Source organism: Neorhizobium galegae, assembly GCF_017877135.1.
GTDB classification, from domain to species: Bacteria; Pseudomonadota; Alphaproteobacteria; order Rhizobiales; family Rhizobiaceae; genus Neorhizobium; species Neorhizobium galegae_A.
On the sequence record NZ_JAGIPH010000002.1, the window covers coordinates 514,418 to 531,159 of the forward strand.

Annotated in this window: 15 protein-coding genes; 13 read left to right on the top strand and 2 right to left on the bottom strand. The window is 62.8% G+C overall.

Features of this window, described 5'->3' with window-relative positions; translation table 11 throughout:
• Nucleotides 1–80 precede the first annotated feature (80 nt).
• The 3 genes from J2858_RS09905 (at nt 81) to exoR (ending at nt 2,729) form a co-directional block, all read left to right on the top strand.
• Nucleotides 81–1,367: an OmpP1/FadL family transporter gene (locus J2858_RS09905; protein ID WP_245365695.1), complete on the top strand. Its 1,287-nt coding sequence runs from the start codon at nt 81–83 to the stop codon at nt 1,365–1,367.
• A gap of 236 nt (nt 1,368–1,603) precedes the next feature.
• On the top strand, nt 1,604–1,825 hold the full coding sequence (locus J2858_RS09910; RefSeq protein WP_210104622.1) for a hypothetical protein: 222 nt from the start codon (nt 1,604–1,606) through the stop codon (nt 1,823–1,825).
• 103 nt (nt 1,826–1,928) lie between these two features.
• On the top strand, nt 1,929–2,729 hold the full coding sequence (exoR, locus tag J2858_RS09915) for an exopolysaccharide production regulator ExoR (protein WP_210104623.1): 801 nt from the start codon (nt 1,929–1,931) through the stop codon (nt 2,727–2,729).
• A 34-nt stretch (nt 2,730–2,763) separates the two neighbouring features.
• On the opposite strand, the gene xth is transcribed toward exoR, so the two are convergent.
• Together xth and erpA are read right to left on the bottom strand one after the other, a co-directional pair.
• Nucleotides 2,764–3,552 carry an exodeoxyribonuclease III gene (xth, locus tag J2858_RS09920; RefSeq protein ID WP_210104624.1) on the bottom strand — a complete coding sequence of 263 codons (789 nt, stop codon included), beginning with the start codon at nt 3,550–3,552 and terminating at the stop codon, nt 2,764–2,766.
• Between the two features lie 85 nt (nt 3,553–3,637).
• Nucleotides 3,638–3,973, bottom strand: coding sequence for an iron-sulfur cluster insertion protein ErpA (gene erpA / locus J2858_RS09925; RefSeq protein ID WP_210104625.1), 336 nt, complete (start codon nt 3,971–3,973; stop codon nt 3,638–3,640).
• 151 nt (nt 3,974–4,124) lie between these two features.
• Here erpA and J2858_RS09930 point away from each other — a divergent pair, with 151 nt between their 5' ends.
• The 10 genes from J2858_RS09930 (at nt 4,125) to serS (ending at nt 16,736) form a co-directional block, all read left to right on the top strand.
• Nucleotides 4,125–5,342, top strand: coding sequence for a deoxyguanosinetriphosphate triphosphohydrolase (locus J2858_RS09930; protein WP_210104626.1), 1,218 nt, complete (start codon nt 4,125–4,127; stop codon nt 5,340–5,342).
• 59 nt (nt 5,343–5,401) lie between these two features.
• Entirely contained in the window at nt 5,402–7,159 is a 1,758-nt protein-coding gene (gene argS / locus J2858_RS09935) for an arginine--tRNA ligase (protein WP_210104627.1), read from the top strand.
• A 67-nt stretch (nt 7,160–7,226) separates the two neighbouring features.
• Nucleotides 7,227–10,352, top strand: coding sequence for an SPOR domain-containing protein (locus J2858_RS09940; protein ID WP_210104628.1), 3,126 nt, complete (start codon nt 7,227–7,229; stop codon nt 10,350–10,352).
• A 232-nt stretch (nt 10,353–10,584) separates the two neighbouring features.
• Complete coding sequence (gene nagZ, locus J2858_RS09945) at nt 10,585–11,601, top strand: beta-N-acetylhexosaminidase (RefSeq protein ID WP_210104629.1); 1,017 nt, start codon at nt 10,585–10,587, stop codon at nt 11,599–11,601.
• A gap of 38 nt (nt 11,602–11,639) precedes the next feature.
• Nucleotides 11,640–12,494 carry a segregation and condensation protein A gene (locus J2858_RS09950; protein ID WP_210104630.1) on the top strand — a complete coding sequence of 285 codons (855 nt, stop codon included), beginning with the start codon at nt 11,640–11,642 and terminating at the stop codon, nt 12,492–12,494.
• Between the two features lie 11 nt (nt 12,495–12,505).
• The gene (gene scpB, locus J2858_RS09955; protein ID WP_348635468.1) at nt 12,506–13,267 is read left to right on the top strand and encodes an SMC-Scp complex subunit ScpB; all 762 of its coding nucleotides are present in this window, start codon (nt 12,506–12,508) and stop codon (nt 13,265–13,267) included.
• Between the two features lie 211 nt (nt 13,268–13,478).
• Complete coding sequence (locus tag J2858_RS09960) at nt 13,479–13,688, top strand: twin-arginine translocase TatA/TatE family subunit (RefSeq protein WP_210104631.1); 210 nt, start codon at nt 13,479–13,481, stop codon at nt 13,686–13,688.
• A 46-nt stretch (nt 13,689–13,734) separates the two neighbouring features.
• Nucleotides 13,735–14,514 carry a Sec-independent protein translocase protein TatB gene (gene tatB / locus J2858_RS09965; RefSeq protein WP_210104632.1) on the top strand — a complete coding sequence of 260 codons (780 nt, stop codon included), beginning with the start codon at nt 13,735–13,737 and terminating at the stop codon, nt 14,512–14,514.
• The gene (gene tatC, locus J2858_RS09970; RefSeq protein ID WP_210104633.1) at nt 14,511–15,353 is read left to right on the top strand and encodes a twin-arginine translocase subunit TatC; all 843 of its coding nucleotides are present in this window, start codon (nt 14,511–14,513) and stop codon (nt 15,351–15,353) included. The genes tatB and tatC overlap by 4 nt, the downstream gene beginning before the upstream one ends.
• A gap of 99 nt (nt 15,354–15,452) precedes the next feature.
• The gene (gene serS / locus J2858_RS09975) at nt 15,453–16,736 is read left to right on the top strand and encodes a serine--tRNA ligase (protein WP_210104634.1); all 1,284 of its coding nucleotides are present in this window, start codon (nt 15,453–15,455) and stop codon (nt 16,734–16,736) included.
• Nucleotides 16,737–16,742: the final 6 nt, after the last annotated feature.

Sequence of the window (16,742 nt, forward strand, 5' to 3'; positions counted from 1 at the left end):
TGCGGCATAAAATTAGCAAGTTGTCTTTCAAACACATGCATTTAGGTTCGCTCCTCTATATGCAGGGGAGTGAGACACACATGACAGGAAAATTGATCTGCAGAGGTCTGCTGGCCGCCATTGCCGCCGCATCCCTGCACACCGGTGCATCGGCTGGGGGGCTGGAGCGCGGTGGCTATAATATCGATCTGCTGTTTGATCCGTCGACTGTGGCAGCCGAAGCGACCACCACCTATGTCGCGCCTCAGCGCAAGGCGAGAAACGTCAGGGACAACTATACGACCTCGGCTGTCTATCCCTATAACGGGACGGGGACGGGCACCGGCGGCGGTAACCTCAACGGTTTGTCGTCCAGTTCGGACGACACGGAAGGCTACTGGGCGCCACGTCTCGGCATCAAGGCGGCGATCGGCGATTCGGTCGATTGCATGTTTGACTATTCGCAGCCCTGGGGCGCGCATTCCAATCCGGGCCGCAACTGGGCCGGCGCCAACAACAATATCGAAACCAAGGTCGAGAGCGACAACTACGCAGCGACCTGTTCCTACCGGTTCGATCTGGGGCCGGGGCAGCTGCGTTTGATCGGCGGCGCCTTTTACCAGGAAGTCTCCGGTTTCAAGGAGCGCCTGGTGCAGGATTACACCAATGTACCCACATCCCTGTCTGGCGTGGGACGTCTGGATCTGGAAGGCCATGGCTGGGGATGGCGGACCGGCATCGCTTACGAAATCCCGGAATACGCCGTACGCGCGAGCCTTGTTTACAACAGCGAAGTCAACCTCAGCAACCTCACGGGCACGCTTGATTTGAGGCAGGCCAATCCCGCGCTGAATGGCGGGCAGCCCTACAATGTCTTCGGGGAGCAGCGGACGCCGGATTCGCTCGAACTGAAGCTGCAGACCGGGATTGCCCCCGACTGGCTTGCCTTCGGCTCGCTGAAATGGACGGACTGGAGCCAGTTCCAGAAGATTCCGTTCTGCGTGACGGGCACCGTGAGCAGCTGCACCCTGTCGAGCCCCACCGCATTGACGACGCTCGACCTCGGCTATCGGGACGGCTGGACCGTCACCGGCGGCGTAGGCCACAAGTTCAATGAGCAGTGGAGCGGGGCCGTCAGCGTCACCTGGGATCGGGGAACCTCGCAAGGCTTCGGCGCACAGACCGATACCTGGCTGTTCGGCGCAGGTGTCGCCTACCAGCCGAACAAGACGGTCGAAATTCGCCTCGCAGGTGTGCTGGGCATCCTGACCGGCGGATCGTCCGGCACGGTATCGCTCAACGGCGTAACCTACGGCGATGACCTCTCCTATAATTTCAAGGACGATGTCGTGGCCGCGGTCAACACATCGTTGAAAGTGCGCTTCTGACGTCTGCTTGAACTCCCGCAATGAAATGGCCCGGCGCATGTCCGGGCCTTTTTCGTCTCCGCGACAATACTGTGCCGAATTCGCGTTTTGTGACGATTCGGCAACAGATTCTTACGACAATCATCCGTAGTATTGCGGTTGGCCCCAATGTCTATTTCCCGCCACAAACGAGGAGCAGCGATAGGGCCGACAAGACGAGCGGACCTTGCGGGGGCGGGGGCGCATATCGGAGCAACATGGGCGAATTCTTCAGTGAAATGCCGTGGATGGCCAGGACGCAGCCAAGCGTTCGCGGGGCTTTCGACGTGACACCACACATTGCAGAAGCGGGTCGTAGTATTGCCGAAAATGCGGTCTATTCTCTGAACAACCGGAAGCGGCATGCGCCGCTCAACCCGGTCAGTCGCGGGTTCGTGAGGTCCGGCGTCATTGATCGTTTGTTCGGAGTACGTGCATGACCCTCATTGTGATCTGCGGCCACACATTTCAAGCGCATCCATCAGAAGCAATGCTCTCACCCTTTGTCCGATCAAACACCGGCATGGTTAAGGAAGTCTGAACATGCCGCTCATTCTTCACCGTTCGATGGGCCTCTGGGCCGCCGGACTGATGCTGGCGGCGGCAGCCTTCAACCCCTGTGCCGCGTTCGACATCAATTCCGGCGTCAGCAAGGAATCCGGCCCCTTCGATCTCTTCAAGTTCGGCTTCAAGGCCTATAAGAACGGCCAGAAGCAGGATGCGGTCGAAGCCTATAAATATGCCGCCGAAAAGGGCCATACAGGTTCGCGCTGGGCGCTTGCCAACATGTATGCCTTTGGCGATGGCGTGGCGAAGAACGACTTTGAAGCCTTCAAGATCTACAACGAGATCGCAAGCCAGGGCGTCGAGCCGGGCTCGGAAGATACCGGCTTCTTCGTGAATGCTCTGCTGTCGCTCGCCGATTATTACCGGCATGGCATTCCGGGCTCGCCGGTGCGTGTGGACCTGTCGCAGGCCCGCCAGCTCTATTTCCAGGCGGCCTCCACCTTCGGCGTGGCCGAGGCGCAGTTTCAGCTGGCGAAGATGATCATGGCCGGCGAGGGGGGCGCACCCAACATGCAGCAGGCCAAGAAATGGCTGAACCAGGCGCGCAAGAGCGGCCATCCCGGCGCCATGGCCGTCTTCGGCAATGTGCTGTTCCAGGAAGGCCAGACGGTGCGCGGCCTTGCGTTTCTCACCGCCGCGCTTGACCGGTGCAGCCAGAAGGATTGTCCCTGGATGCAGCAATTGCAGGAGGATGCCTTCTCGCTCTCTAGCGAACGGGACCGTCGCACGGCCATCGTTCTGTCGCAGCAGTTTGCCGCCAATGGCGGGGACGAATAGGCGCAATCAACGCCCGTCGCCTCGCAGGATCGCCTCAGGCGAAATCGAAATATCCGACCACGGGAACGTGGTCCGAAGGCTTTTCCCAGGCCCGCACCGTCTTTTCGATGGAAGTCGCCCGCAGCCGGTCTGCCGCTTCCGGCGACAGCATCAGATGATCGATGCGGATGCCGTTGTTCTTCTGCCAGGCGCCGGCCTGATAATCCCAGAACGTATAGAGCTTTGTCTGGTCGCTGGTGGCGCGCACGGCGTCGGTGAGGCCGAGATGCTCGAGCCTGCGGAATGCGGCGCGCGTCTGCGGCAGAAACAGCGCGTCGGTTGCCCAGACGGTCGGGTCGAAGCAGTCATGCGGCTCGGGAATGACATTGTAGTCGCCGGCAAGGATCAGCGGCTCCTCCAGCGTCAGGCGCTCCTCGGCATGGCGGCGCAGGCGCTCCATCCAGGCAAGCTTATAGGGATATTTGACCGGATCGTCGGAGGGGTTGCCGTTCGGCAGGTAGATCGAGGCGACCCGCACGACGCCGGACGGCACGGAAAATACCGCCTCGATATAGCGTGACTGTTCGTCGCTGTCGTCGCCCGGCAGGCCCCGCATCACCTCGTCCGGCTTGCGCTTCGAGAGGATCGCAACGCCGTTGAAGCCTTTCTGGCCGTGCGTCTCGACATGATAGCCGAGCGCCTCGATCTCCAGGCGCGGAAAACCTTCGTCCACCGACTTGATTTCCTGCAGGCAGACGATGTCCGGCGAAAAATCCGCCAGCCACTGGCGCAGGTTCTCGATGCGCGCCTTGATGCCGTTGATGTTCCAGGTGGCAATTTTCATGCGTTGGGTACCTCTCGTCGGTTCCTTTTAACGCATGAGCCCATCTTGGGAAGCGGCAAAAGCCGTTCTCCTCAATCCGCGATGCTCAGATGGAGAAGCTCGTGCCGCAGCCGCAGCTGGCAACCGCATTGGGGTTCTTGATCTGGAACGACTGGCCGAGCAGGTTGTCGACGAAATCGATCTCGGAGCCGGCCATGTAGACGAGTGACAGGCTGTCGATCAACACCTTGGCATCGCCGCGGGCAACCACCACGTCGTCGTCGGTTTCATCCTGCGTCAGGTCGAACTTGTAGGAAAAGCCGGAACAGCCGCCGCCTTCGACCGAAACGCGCAGCGCCTTTGCGCCGTCATCGGCGCTGACGATCTGGGCAATGCGCTTGGCTGCGGATTCCGAAAGGGTCACGGTGGTGGTGTCAGTCATGATTTTTTGCCTTCCTGCCGGGTTCAAGGCCCGGAGATTGCCGTCATCGGCTTTGCGCCGTTGTGCCTCTATAGGTATGAAGGGTTAAATCTGGCGTCAATGGGTGCTTCGCGCCTTGCGTCGTGCAGACAGGTGCAAAACGGGTTTGAGCATGACGATCGATACACGCAGTCTGGGATTCGGCTCCGGCGAACGGGCCATCTATGCATCCGACCCCTGGTCGTCGCGCGGCCGTCTGTTTCCCGAAAGCTCCAGTCTCACCCGCTCCGAATTCCAGCGCGACCGCGACCGCATCGTGCATACCACGGCGTTTCGCAGGCTCAAGCACAAGACGCAGGTGTTCATCGGCGTCGATGGCGATCATTACCGCACGCGGCTCACCCACACGATCGAGGTGGCGCAGATTGCCCGTGCGCTCGCCCGGGCGCTCAAGATCGACGAGGATCTCGCCGAGGGCGTGGCGCTGGTGCATGATTTCGGCCATACGCCCTTCGGCCATACCGGCGAGGATGCACTCGACGAGATGCTGAAACCCTATGGCGGCTTTGACCACAATGCCCAGTCGCTGCGCATCGTCACCAAGCTCGAGCGCCGCTATGCCGAGTTCGACGGCATCAACCTCACCTGGGAAAGCCTTGAGGGGCTGGTCAAGCACAACGGGCCACTGATGGATGCGGCTGGCATGGGGTTGAAGGGGCCGGTGCCGCAGCCGATTCTCGATTACTGCGAGCTGAACGACCTGGAGCTTGCAAGCTTTGCAAGCCTTGAGGCGCAGGTGGCCGCCATTGCCGATGACATCGCCTACAATACCCACGACATCGATGACGGGCTTCGCTCCGGCTATCTCACCTTCGAGATGCTGGAGGATGTGCCGTTTCTCGCCGACATGATGCGGCAGGTGAGGGCGAAATATCCGGTTCTGGAGCCGGCCCGCTTTGCCAACGAGATCATGCGCCGCCAGATCACCCATATGGTGGAGGATGTGATCGGCGTGGCCCAGGCAAGGCTTGACGCGCTGCGCCCGCAAAATGTCGGGGATATCCGCGCCGCAGACCAAGTGATCGCGACGTTTTCCGACGACATGGCCAAGACCGATCGGGCGATCAAGAAGCTGCTGTTCTCCCGCATCTACCGTCACCCGGACATCATGCGGATCCGGGCAGGCGCGGCGCAGATCGTGACCGATCTCTTCGGTGCCTACATGGCAGACCCGTCGCAGATGCAGAGCCATTACTGGGTCAGCCACATGGCCGGGCTTGGCGAAGCGGCAAAGGCGCGTCACGTGGGCGATTATCTGGCGGGGATGACCGACACCTATGCGGTGAAGGCCCATCGCCGGATGTTTGACCATACCCCCGAATTGGGCTAGGCACCCCACCAACAGAACCTCAGGACGGCGCCCGCCGTCGTTTGCGCGGATGAAGACCCATGAACCTTTTCGCTGATTTCGAAGTCCGGATCAAAGACGCCCTCGAGACCCTCGACATCATCCGGGAAAAGCGCGACCTCGTCGATTTCAGCCGCCTCACCATCGAGCCGCCGCGCGATGCAAGCCATGGCGATGTCGCAACCAATGCCGCCATGGTGCTGGCAAAGCCGCTCGGCACCAATCCGCGGGCGCTGGCCGATATCATCGCTGAGAAGCTGAAGGAGGACGCCGACATCGTGGATGTGACGGTGGCCGGCCCCGGCTTCATCAATATCCGGCTCTCGCAACATTACTGGCAGCGTTTGCTTGCCTCCGTCATTCGCGCCGGCACGGATTATGGTCGCTCAAACGTCGGCAAGGGCAAGAAGGTCAATGTCGAATTCGTCTCGGCCAACCCGACCGGCCCGATGCATGTCGGGCACTGCCGCGGCGCGGTTGTGGGCGATGCCCTTGCCAATCTGATGGAATTTGCCGGCTACGACGTGGCCAAGGAATATTACATCAACGATGCGGGCTCGCAGATCGACGTGCTCGCCCGCTCCGTCTTCCTGCGTTACCGGGAAGCGCTGGGTGAAACCGTCGGCGAAATCCCGGCGGGGCTTTATCCGGGGGATTACCTGGTGCCGGTCGGCGAGGCGCTGGCCAAGGAATTCGGCACCAAGCTGCACAACATGTCGCCGGACGAGTGGATGCCGCTCGTCAAGGAGCGGGCCATCGACGCCATGATGGTGATGATCCGCGCCGATCTGGAGGCGCTCAATGTCCACCATGACGTGTTCTATTCCGAGCGCACGCTGCATGCCGATGGTGCAGCTCGCATCCGCCAGGCCATCAACGACCTGACCTTCAAGGGCCATGTCTATCGCGGCACGCTGCCGCCGCCGAAGGGCCAGCTGCCGGAAGACTGGGAAGACCGCGAGCAGACGCTGTTCCGCTCCACCGAAGTCGGCGACGATATCGATCGCCCGCTCATCAAGTCCGATGGAAGCTACACCTATTTTGCCGCCGACGTTGCCTATTTCAAGGACAAGTTCGAGCGCGGCTATGACGAGATGATCTATGTGCTGGGCGCCGATCATGGCGGCTACGTGAAGCGGCTGGAAGCCGTGGCGCGGGCCGTCTCCGGCGGCTCGGCCAAGCTCACCGTGCTGCTCTGCCAGCTGGTCAAGCTTTATCGCAACGGCGAGCCGGTGAAGATGTCGAAGCGGTCCGGCGATTTCGTCACGCTGCGCGAGGTGGTGGACGAGGTCGGCCGCGATCCGGTGCGCTTCATGATGCTGTACCGGAAGAACTCCGAACCGCTCGATTTCGACTTTGCCAAGGTGACGGAGCATTCCAAGGAAAACCCGGTCTTTTACGTCCAGTACGCGCATGCGCGCTGCATGTCGGTTTTCCGCCAGGCAAACGAAGCGTTCCCTGATCTTGACATCGAATCAGTTGATCTCTCCGATGCCGTTTCGGATGTCACTGATTCGGCCGAGATCCAGCTGATTGCCAAAATTGCCGAATATCCCCGTCTGATTGAGGCCGCAGCGCTGTCTCAGGAGCCACACAGGCTTGCTTTTTACCTTTATGATCTGGCAAGTTCCTTCCATGCGCATTGGAATAAGGGCAAAGACAACCCTGACTTACGGTTTGTTAAGGATAACGACCGAAACTCCACCATCGCCAGGCTCGGGCTGGTGCGCGCCGTCGCTTCTGTTTTGAAGTCCGGGTTGTCCATTACGGGGACAGCCGCACCGGACGAGATGCGATAGTCCCGCCACCATTTCCCCATAATGCGCTGGCAGGTGGTTGTGTTAGCGTAGGTGAGTGGACGAAGGTATGGCAGACAACAGCGTTGCACTTGGCCGCGGTAGCGGACCGGATCTCTTTGCTGATGATGATCCGTTGGCGGAGCTTGCGCGGATTGCAGGCTACGACGATCGGCCGTCGCAGAGGCAGCCGTCTTCACCGCGCTCGTCCGCCCGGCCGATGTCCTCGTCGCGCCAGGAGCCGGCCTTCAATCTTGAAGACGAATTGCTGCGCGAATTCGAAAGCTACGAATCGCCCCGCCTTGATCCGGCGGACGATCTGGCGCTGGACGCAACTGCGATCGCAGCATCCGGCAATCTGCCGCAGGAGCCGCACTTTGCTGCGCCTGAGGCTGGTGACAGGCATCGCGTCTATGCGCCGCAGGCTCACTCCGCTGAGATGCGGGGCGTCGATCCCTTTGCCGATGATCTGGATGCGGGTGCCGTGCCGACGCAGTCGCTTGCTCCGGCTTCTCCAGCCTTTGACGTGCAAGGCCGTGTGGATGATTTTGGCGGCTTTGGCCTGCGTGAGCCGTTTGAAGCGCCGGGGGCTGCTATCGAGCCCGCCTTTGGCGGCGTCGATCCGTTCCACTTTCAGGCAGAATCGCGACGTGCAGAGCCTCTGCGCGTCCTGCCGGAGCCGTCCGTCCCCCAGCCCGTCATGGATGAAAGTTTCGAGCTGGACCTGATTTCCGAACTGGAAACCTCGCTGGTTGCCGCGCCGGCACCGGTTGCCCGCAAGGCTTCGTCGCGTCCGCCCGCCAAGGCCTATGAGCCGGGCTTCCGCATGCCGCTTGCCAATTTCAACCGGGCGCCCGAGCGGACCGTTGAACCTGTGATGGCTGCCGAGCCACGCCTGCAGCCGCAATATAGGGAAGAAAGCCCGGTCGCTCCGGTGGCTGAGGCGCCCGCCGCCCGCCGCGCTCCGGACGCCGATTCGAACGTCGATGTTGCGCGCTCCGCGCCGCATCTGGACGCGCTCGACGCATTCGAGACGCCCTTGCTGACGGATGACGATCTGGCGACGGAACTCACGGATGTTAGAAGCGCAGCGCCTGCCGCGTCCGATGCACGTGTTGCCGACAAGGGTCGCTTCCAGCCGCTGGAAGAGCCGGTCTACGACGTGGATCACTATGCGTCGCGGTCCTCGCGGACTGAGGCTCCCGTCGAACCTGATCTGTTCCGGCGGGGCGGCGATGTGTCGCCTGCGCCTGTGTCCAAGGCGGATCCGGCACCGCTTGAGCTGTTGAACGAAGATGATTTCGAGCTGTCGCTTGAAGAGCTCGAATTGGATTTCTCCGATATTCTCGCCGCTGAGCCGCGCTTTTCTGCGCCTCAGGGCAAGCCTGCTGCCGAGCCTCCGCGCCAGACTGTGGCTGAAAAGGGCGAAGCGCTCTTGGCTGAGCCCGTTGCGCGTCCGGCAGCCGATGCTGCTGCGGCCGCCCCGGCTGCTTCAGCCGCCGCCGCCAATCCGTTTGCGGCCCGCCCGGCTTCGTCTGCGGCTACCGTCAGCCCCGTGGTTCCGGCCTTTCTGGCCTCGTCCCGGTCTGCTGCAGCGATGTCGCAGGAGCCGGTGGCTGACCAGCCTGTCGTGGCAACCCCTGCGGCGGTGCCGGATTTTGCGCCCGACGCCTTTGATCCCGCGCTCTTTGCCGATACCGAGGAGATGCTGGAAAGCGTTCCGGATCTGAATGTTCCGGATCTGCCGGCCCATGAGCCAGAACAGCGTCCGGTCCCGCATTCGGACTTCGACCTGCATCTGGATTCGGAACTGGCCTCGCTGTTTGAAGCGCCGGCACCGGCAGCGCCTGTTGCGCAGGAGCCGGCCAGGAGCCGCGCAACGCCGACGACGGCCCCCTCGATTGCTGCCGTTGCGCCGGCGCCGCAGACGCCGGCAACGGCCAATGAGTTCGATGATTTCGAACGCGCGCTGGAAGAGGATTTCCGCCGCACGCTCCTGCAGCCGATCCAGCCTGGCCGGTCTGTCGGGTCCGAGGAGGACGAGGGCGACCACGAAGCCTATTATGAAGCGCCGCGCCGCAGCGCTGCCCGCTGGATCGTGCCGGCCTCGGTTGCCGGCCTTGTGCTGGTGGCTGGCGTGTCGGCCTATGTCTGGTTTGCCGGCGGCCGGTCCGGCATGGGCGGCAATGCGGCCCCGGTGGTGATTGCCGCAGATACCGATGCGATCAAGATGGTGCCGGAAAATCCCGGTGGCAAGACGGTGCCGAACCAGGACAAGGCCGTGTATGACCGTGTCGCAGGCGGCGCCTTGAACGACCCCAAGCAGTCGGCGCTGATTTCGTCCGACGAGCAGCCGATGGATGTCGTTCAGAAAACCCTGATGCCCGACAACCTTCCGATGGAAGGTGAGGAAGACGGCGCCGATGTGGCGGCCACGAATGTGGGCGACACCCAGGATCCGCGCCTTCTGCCGCACCAGGCCGCAGCGTCCGGCCAGCAGGCCGGTGATCAGCTGGCGGTCATGCCGCGCCGCGTGAAAACCATGATCGTGCGTCCCGATGGAACGCTGGTCGAGCAGGTGACGGATGTGCCGGCCCAGGGCAAGGCCCCGGCCGAGACAGCGGCACGCCCTGTGCGGGCCGAGACCGTTGCGGCATCCGGCGGCGCCCGTACCGAGCCGGCCTCAGCCGCTGGCATCGCGCCGATTTCTCAGCCGCAGGGAACGAAGCCTACGGAGCTTGCAGATGTGGATGTGGAGCAGACAGCGGCCCTGACCGGCACGCAGGCGGCAGTCGATACGGCCGCCACGGCACCGCAGTTTGCAGCACCGGTGCCGACCGCGCGCCCCTCGCGGCAGCCGACAAATGCGGTGGCAACCACCACGGAAGCCGCTGCCCGCCCGATCCAGGCTTCCGCGCCTGTTTCCGCACCTTCGGCCTCAAGCGGCGCTGGCAGCTACTATATCCAGGTGGCATCGCTGCCCAGCGAGGCGGATGCGCAGAAATCCTACGCCAATATCGCCAGCAAGTTTGCCGGCGTCATCGGTGGGCGCGCGCATGACATCGCCCGGGCGGATGTGGCGGGGAAGGGCACCTTTTACCGGGTCCGAATCGCTGCCGGCTCCACCAAGGACGAAGCGGCAGCGCTCTGCGAACGCTACCGCGCCGCAGGCGGCACCTGCCTGATCGCCCGCTAAGGCATGTGCGTGTACCGCAAGATCTGGAATGGCACGAACGGGGCGGAAACGCCCCGTCTGCTTGAGCGCAGGATGGACTTTGCGCCCCAGGCGGCTTCCTTCCCCTTGCCCCACCGGCTTGCGTCCAGTGCAGACGAGCCGCGCCCCCTGCCAGCCAAAGCTTTTTCCAGGTCATGAGCCTGGTGTCGCCTTGTTCTTTTCCCCAAAAACTCCCGCCCAAGGACAAATCCCCATGAGCCCTTCGAAAGCAATGATCCTTGGATGTGCCGGCCTTGCCCTGACGGCCGATGAAATCGCGCTCTATCGGAACGAGCGCCCGTGGGGCTTCATCCTGTTTGCCCGCAATCTCGCCGAACCGCAGCAGATCATCGATCTGGTCGCCTCCATGCGCGATTCGATCGGCCGGCCCGATGCCCCGGTGCTGATCGACCAGGAGGGTGGGCGCGTGCAGCGCATCCGTCCACCGCACGTCCAAAAATATCCCGCCGGAGCCGAGCTCGGCGCGCTCTTTGCCGCAGACAAGGCCGCCGGCCTTCGCGCCGCATGGCTGATGTCGCGCCTGCACGCCTTCGACCTCACCAAACTCGGCATCAACGTCAACTGCCTGCCGGTGCTGGACGTTCTGGTGGAGGGCGCGACGCCTGCCATCGGCAACCGCTCCTATGGCGGCGATGCGGCGATGGTGACTGCGCTTGGAACCGCCGCCTCCGAAGGGCTGAAGGCCGGCGGCATGCTGCCTGTCATGAAGCACGTGCCGGGCCATGGCCGGGCCATGTCTGATTCGCATCACGATCTGCCGGTGGTCAATGCCACGCGCGCCGAGCTGGAGGCGCAGGATTTCGCCCCGTTCCGGGCACTCAAGGACGAGGTCATGGCGATGAGTGCGCATATCGTCTTCACAGCCATCGATGCGGAACGTCCCGCCACGACTTCGCGCACGGTGATCGAGGAGGTGGTGCGCGGATCGATCGGTTTCGACGGCCTGCTTCTGTCCGACGACAGCTCGATGAACGCACTCAAGGGCACGCTTGGCGAAAGGGCCGCCGATATTATCGCCGGTGGCTGCGATATTGTCTTGCATTGCAACGGTGTGATGGACGAAATGATCCAGGTTGTGCGCGAAGTGCCGGAGCTTGCGGGCAAGTCGCTTCAACGCGCGCAGGCGGTGCAGGGGGCGTTCCGGCCGGCTGACGGTGCAAGCGAAGAGGCACTCCGCGCCGAATTTGCATCCCTCGTGCCGGTTGCCTGAGGGATGTCTGTGCCGGGAAGGCAGGAAGGGCTGAAGGCATGGCCGCAGAGACACCGCAGTCTGCCACGCCAATGGACAGGCTTTGGCAGGAGAGTGAAGAGCGCGCGCTGAGCGAGCCGGCGCTTGTCATCGATGTCGGCGGCTTTGAGGGGCCGCTCGATCTTCTCCTGCATCTTGCCCGTACCCAGAAGGTCGATCTGGCGCGCATTTCGGTGCTCGCCCTCGCCGAGCAATATCTCGCCTTTGTCGAAAGCGCCCGGCGCGTGCGCATCGAGCTTGCCGCCGATTACCTGGTGATGGCAGCCTGGCTTGCCTATCTCAAATCGAAACTTCTCATTCCCCAGCAGGTGCGCCAGGAGGATGGACCGAGCGGCGAGGAAATGGCGGCAACGCTTGCCTTTCGCCTGAAGCGGCTGGAAGCCATGCGCGAGGCGGCTTCACGACTCGTCAACCGCAACCGGCTTGGCCGCGACGTCTTTGCCCGCGGTGCGCCCGAGCATATCGCCGAACGCAACGGGGCGGCCTTCGAGGCCAATCTCTACGATCTTCTGAACGCTTACGCCAATCTTCGCCAGCGCCAGGCGGTGATGCAGGTCACCATCGAGCGGCGCAAGGTGTGGTCGCTGGTGGAGGCGCGTGAACTGCTGACCAGCATGCTGGGCGAGATCGGTGACTGGACTGTGCTGCAGCGCTATCTGCTTGATTATATGCCGCCCGCCGACCGTGTGACGGCAACGGCGAGCGCCTTTGCCGCTTCGCTGGAACTGGTGCGCGAGGGCAAGCTGGAAATCCGCCAGGACGGCGTGTTCGCGCCGATCTATATGCGCCGGGGCACCGGCCGCCCCTCCACGGGCACAGGCGGCGACCCTGTTGCCGATCCTGCCGACGAATAGAGGATTGCGGCGTGCAGCAACCCGACGAGCAAGAGGTTTTGCAGGAGGCGGACGAGCCAACGTCCGAGGCACCTGCGTCTGTTCCTGATTCGGCAGGGGCGGATGCGAGCGGTGTCTCCGGTTCCGAACTCGAGGCGGAGCGCACCGCGGAAGCGCTCATCTTTGCCGCGGCCGAGCCAGTGTCGGAGGCGTTTCTGCTGGAGCGTCTGCCGCGCGGCATCGATCTGCGCAAGATCATGGCACGGCTGGTGCGCCTCTATGCGCCGCGTGGCGTGAACCTCATGCGTGTCGAGGATCGCTGGGCCTTCCGCACGGCGGCCGATCTCTCCTTCGTCATCCGTCGCGACGATAACGACCAGCGGAAGCTGTCGCGCGCGGCGCTCGAAGTTCTGGCGATCATTGCCTACCACCAGCCGGTCACGCGCGCTGAAATCGAAGACATTCGCGGCGTGCAGACCTCGCGGGGAACGCTCGACGTGCTGATGGAGGCCGGCTGGGTGCGGTTTCGCGGGCGACGGCGCACGCCCGGCCGTCCGGTCACCCTCGGAACCACGCCGCGCTTTCTCGACCATTTCGGCCTTGAGGAAATCCGCGATCTGCCGGGGCTTGAGGAGCTGAAGGGGGCGGGGCTTCTGTCGGGCCGCATTCCGCCGGACTTTCGCATTCCGATCCCGATGTCTGCGGACGATCTGTCGGAGGAGGAGGATCCGATCACTCAGCTCGATCTGGAAGAGCTGGGTCTTCTGACGCCTGCAGGCGAGGACGGGGAATAGCCGGGATCGCCGCTTCCGGACCCGGCCTGGCGGCGCTTTGAGCAAGACCGGTGGCGCGATGCCGCCGCCATCCGCCCACATCCGTGCGGATCCCTTGCCACGCAGTCTCGCAGACGTGAGTGTAAAGGTCGTAGGAGACGAAATTTTGTTGTTTGAAAATCAAGCGCAAACGTCTTACATCGACGGCGACGCGCAATGATGGAGTGGTAGCATGGGTTCTTTTAGTGTTTGGCATTGGCTGATCGTTCTGATCATCGTGCTTATCTTCTTCGGACGCGGCAAGATCCCCGATCTGATGGGCGATGTTGCCAAGGGCATCAAGAGCTTCAAGAAGGGCATGGCGGATGACGATGCCAACGACGCTCCGCCGCCGCCGGTGACCGGCAAGACGGTCGATCACCAGCGTGAAGAAACGAAATAATCGTTCGGAGCCGCGCCTCGGCGCGGCACCGCCAGGAGCGTAGCGAATGCTGGACATCGGCTGGACAGAGTTACTTGTCATCGCGGTCGTGTTGATCGTTGTCGTCGGGCCGAAGGACTTGCCGCCGATGCTGCGCGCATTCGGCAAGATGACTTCCAACCTGCGAAAGATGGCAGGGGATTTTCGCACACAGTTCGACCAGGCTCTGCGGGAAGCGGACATGGACGATGTGCGCCAGACCATTTCGGATGCGCAGCGGTTCAATCCGGCTAATGCGCTGCGCGAAGCGATGAACCCGCTGCGCGAAATGGGCAACGAGATCCGGAACGACCTGCAGAAGGCGACGGAAGTTCCGAAGTCCGTCGAATCGGAAGGCCCGGAGGTGACATCCGTCGAGGATCTCATGCCAGCGCCTTCGCTGCCTCTGCCGGAAACGCCGCCGATCGTGGCTGCAACGCCGGCGCAGCCGGTTGCCGGTGCAGCGACCGGAACGCCTTCTCCTGCGAGCCCCGCGACCACCCCAGTTCCAGCGGCAAGCGCCCCGGCAACCAGCGCGCCGGCGAGCGTTTCGCCAGCGGTCGTCGAGCCTACGACGGTGGCCAGGAAGCCTCGCGCTGCGCGCAAGCCGGCTGTAAAGCCCGCTGACGTGGCCGGCGTTTCGCCTGCCTTGGAAACAGCAGTGCCTGCCGTTGCAAAGCCACGGCGTGCGGCAAAATCTGCCGTTGTTCCAGCCAGCACCGAATCCGGGGCGGCCGGTGAGCCAGCGGTTGTGAAGCCCGCCGCACGGACGCGCAAGAAATCGACGACACCCAAGGATGAAGCATGACCGGCGAGATTGACGACAAGCCACAGCCGCTCATCGAGCATCTCATGGAACTGCGCACACGACTGATCTGGTCGCTGGCGGCGTTTTTCGTGGCCTTCCTGGTCTGCTTCTTCTTTGCCAAGCAGCTCTTCAACCTGCTGGTCATCCCCTACAAATGGGCCGTCATCTGGGCCGGTCTCGACGTGTCGAAATCGGAACTGATCTACACGGCCCCGCAGGAATTCTTCTTCACCCAGGTCAAGGTCGCCATGTTCGGGGCCCTGGTGATCGCATTTCCGATCATCGCCTCGCAGATCTACAAATTTGTGGCGCCGGGTCTTTATAAGAACGAGCGCGCCGCCTTCCTGCCGTTCCTGATTGCCTCACCGATCCTGTTCCTGATGGGGGCCGCGCTGGTCTATTTCTTCTTCACGCCGATGGTGATGTGGTTCTTCCTGGCCATGCAGCAGAAGCCCGGCGACGGAGAAGTGGCGATCTCGCTGATGCCGAAGGTGTCGGAATACCTGTCGCTGATCATGACGCTCGTCGTCTCGTTCGGCCTCGTCTTCCAGCTGCCGGTGGTGACGACGCTGCTTGCCCGCGTCGGCATCCTGTCGAGCGCGTGGCTGCGCGAAAAGCGCAAGTTCGCCATCGTGCTCGCCTTCGTGGTGGCTGCGGTGCTGACGCCGCCCGATCCGATGTCCCAGATCGGCCTTGCACTGCCGACCATCCTTCTCTACGAGATTTCCATCTATGCTGCACGTCTGGTCGAGCGCAAGCGCGCCGAAGAGGCTGTGGCCGAGACGGGCGCGGTGTCCGGTGTCGCCAAGTCCGAACCTTCCAAGTCCGACGAGGCCTGACCATCCGTTCCGGCAGAACAGGATATCTCGGCCGGACTTTCCTTTCGGCCGGGCGCATCGCATCGGCCATAACTCTTGAATAGATGACCTGGAACGACGATGCTCGATATCAAGTGGATCCGTGAAAACCCTGAAGCCCTCGACGCGGCGCTAAACAAGCGCGGTGCCGAGCCGCAGGCGCAAGCCATCATCGCCCTCGATGAAACCCGCCGGTCTGTGATCCAGGCGCTGCAGGACATGCAGTCGCGCCGCAATGCCGCCTCCAAGGAAATTGGCGCGGCCATGGCGCAGAAGAATTCCGAGCTGGCCGAGAAACTGAAGGCGGAAGTCGCCACGCTCAAAGACACCATGCCGGCGCTCGAACAGCAGGAGCGCGAGGCAATCGCCGCGCTGGACGACGTGCTGTCGCGCCTGCCCAATATTCCCTTCGACGATGTGCCGGTCGGCCGCGACGAGCATGACAATGTGGTGGCGCGCGTGGTGGGCGAAAAGCCGCTGTGGAACCATCCGGCCAAGGAGCATTTCGACATCGGCGAAGCGCTCGGCATGATGGATTTCGACCGCGCGGCAAAACTGTCGGGGTCGCGGTTTACGGTGCTGACCGGCCAGCTTGCGAAGCTGGAACGGGCGCTCGGCCAGTTCATGATCGACCTGCACACCAGCGAGCACGGCTATACGGAAGTCTCCTCGCCGCTGATGGTGCGGGACGAGGCCATGTATGGCACCGGCCAGCTGCCGAAATTTGCCGAAGACCTGTTTCGCACGACCGACGGCCGCTGGCTGATCCCGACGGCCGAGGTGACGCTGACGAACCTCGTCTCCGGCGAGATACTGGAACAGGAAAAGCTGCCGCTGCGCTTTACGGCGCTGACACCCTCGTTCCGCTCGGAGGCCGGCTCTGCCGGTCGCGATACGCGCGGCATGCTGCGCCAGCACCAGTTCTGGAAGTGCGAGCTTGTCTCGATCACCGATGCCGAAAGTGCGGTTGCCGAACACGAGCGGATGACCGCCTGCGCCGAAGAGGTGCTGAAGCGGCTTGGCCTGCATTTCCGCACCATGACGCTCTGCACCGGCGACATGGGCTTTGGCGCGCGCAAGACCTATGATCTGGAAGTCTGGCTGCCGGGTCAGAACACCTATCGCGAAATCTCGTCCTGTTCGGTGTGCGGCGATTTCCAGGGCCGGCGCATGAATGCCCGTTACCGGGTGAAGGACGACAAGGTGCCGAAATTCGTTCACACGCTGAACGGTTCCGGCACGGCTGTCGGCCGCTGCCTTATTGCCGTCATGGAAAACTATCTGAATGACGACGGGTCGGTCACCGTGCCGGCTGTGCTGGTGCCCTATATGGGCGGCCTGACCCGGATCGAACGGAGCGTGTGACGCAAA

What these genes read in the sequence shown, in the direction of transcription:
- J2858_RS09905 (WP_245365695.1), top strand. Translation starts at nt 81, where the DNA reads ATGACAGGAAAATTGATCTGCAGAGGTCTGCTGGCCGCCATTGCCGCC.
- J2858_RS09910 (WP_210104622.1), top strand. Translation starts at nt 1,604, where the DNA reads ATGGGCGAATTCTTCAGTGAAATGCCGTGGATGGCCAGGACGCAGCCA.
- exoR (WP_210104623.1), top strand. Translation starts at nt 1,929, where the DNA reads ATGCCGCTCATTCTTCACCGTTCGATGGGCCTCTGGGCCGCCGGACTG.
- xth (WP_210104624.1), bottom strand. Translation starts at nt 3,552, where the DNA reads ATGAAAATTGCCACCTGGAACATCAACGGCATCAAGGCGCGCATCGAG.
- erpA (WP_210104625.1), bottom strand. Translation starts at nt 3,973, where the DNA reads ATGACTGACACCACCACCGTGACCCTTTCGGAATCCGCAGCCAAGCGC.
- J2858_RS09930 (WP_210104626.1), top strand. Translation starts at nt 4,125, where the DNA reads ATGACGATCGATACACGCAGTCTGGGATTCGGCTCCGGCGAACGGGCC.
- argS (WP_210104627.1), top strand. Translation starts at nt 5,402, where the DNA reads ATGAACCTTTTCGCTGATTTCGAAGTCCGGATCAAAGACGCCCTCGAG.
- J2858_RS09940 (WP_210104628.1), top strand. Translation starts at nt 7,227, where the DNA reads ATGGCAGACAACAGCGTTGCACTTGGCCGCGGTAGCGGACCGGATCTC.
- nagZ (WP_210104629.1), top strand. Translation starts at nt 10,585, where the DNA reads ATGAGCCCTTCGAAAGCAATGATCCTTGGATGTGCCGGCCTTGCCCTG.
- J2858_RS09950 (WP_210104630.1), top strand. Translation starts at nt 11,640, where the DNA reads ATGGCCGCAGAGACACCGCAGTCTGCCACGCCAATGGACAGGCTTTGG.
- J2858_RS09960 (WP_210104631.1), top strand. Translation starts at nt 13,479, where the DNA reads ATGGGTTCTTTTAGTGTTTGGCATTGGCTGATCGTTCTGATCATCGTG.
- tatB (WP_210104632.1), top strand. Translation starts at nt 13,735, where the DNA reads ATGCTGGACATCGGCTGGACAGAGTTACTTGTCATCGCGGTCGTGTTG.
- tatC (WP_210104633.1), top strand. Translation starts at nt 14,511, where the DNA reads ATGACCGGCGAGATTGACGACAAGCCACAGCCGCTCATCGAGCATCTC.
- serS (WP_210104634.1), top strand. Translation starts at nt 15,453, where the DNA reads ATGCTCGATATCAAGTGGATCCGTGAAAACCCTGAAGCCCTCGACGCG.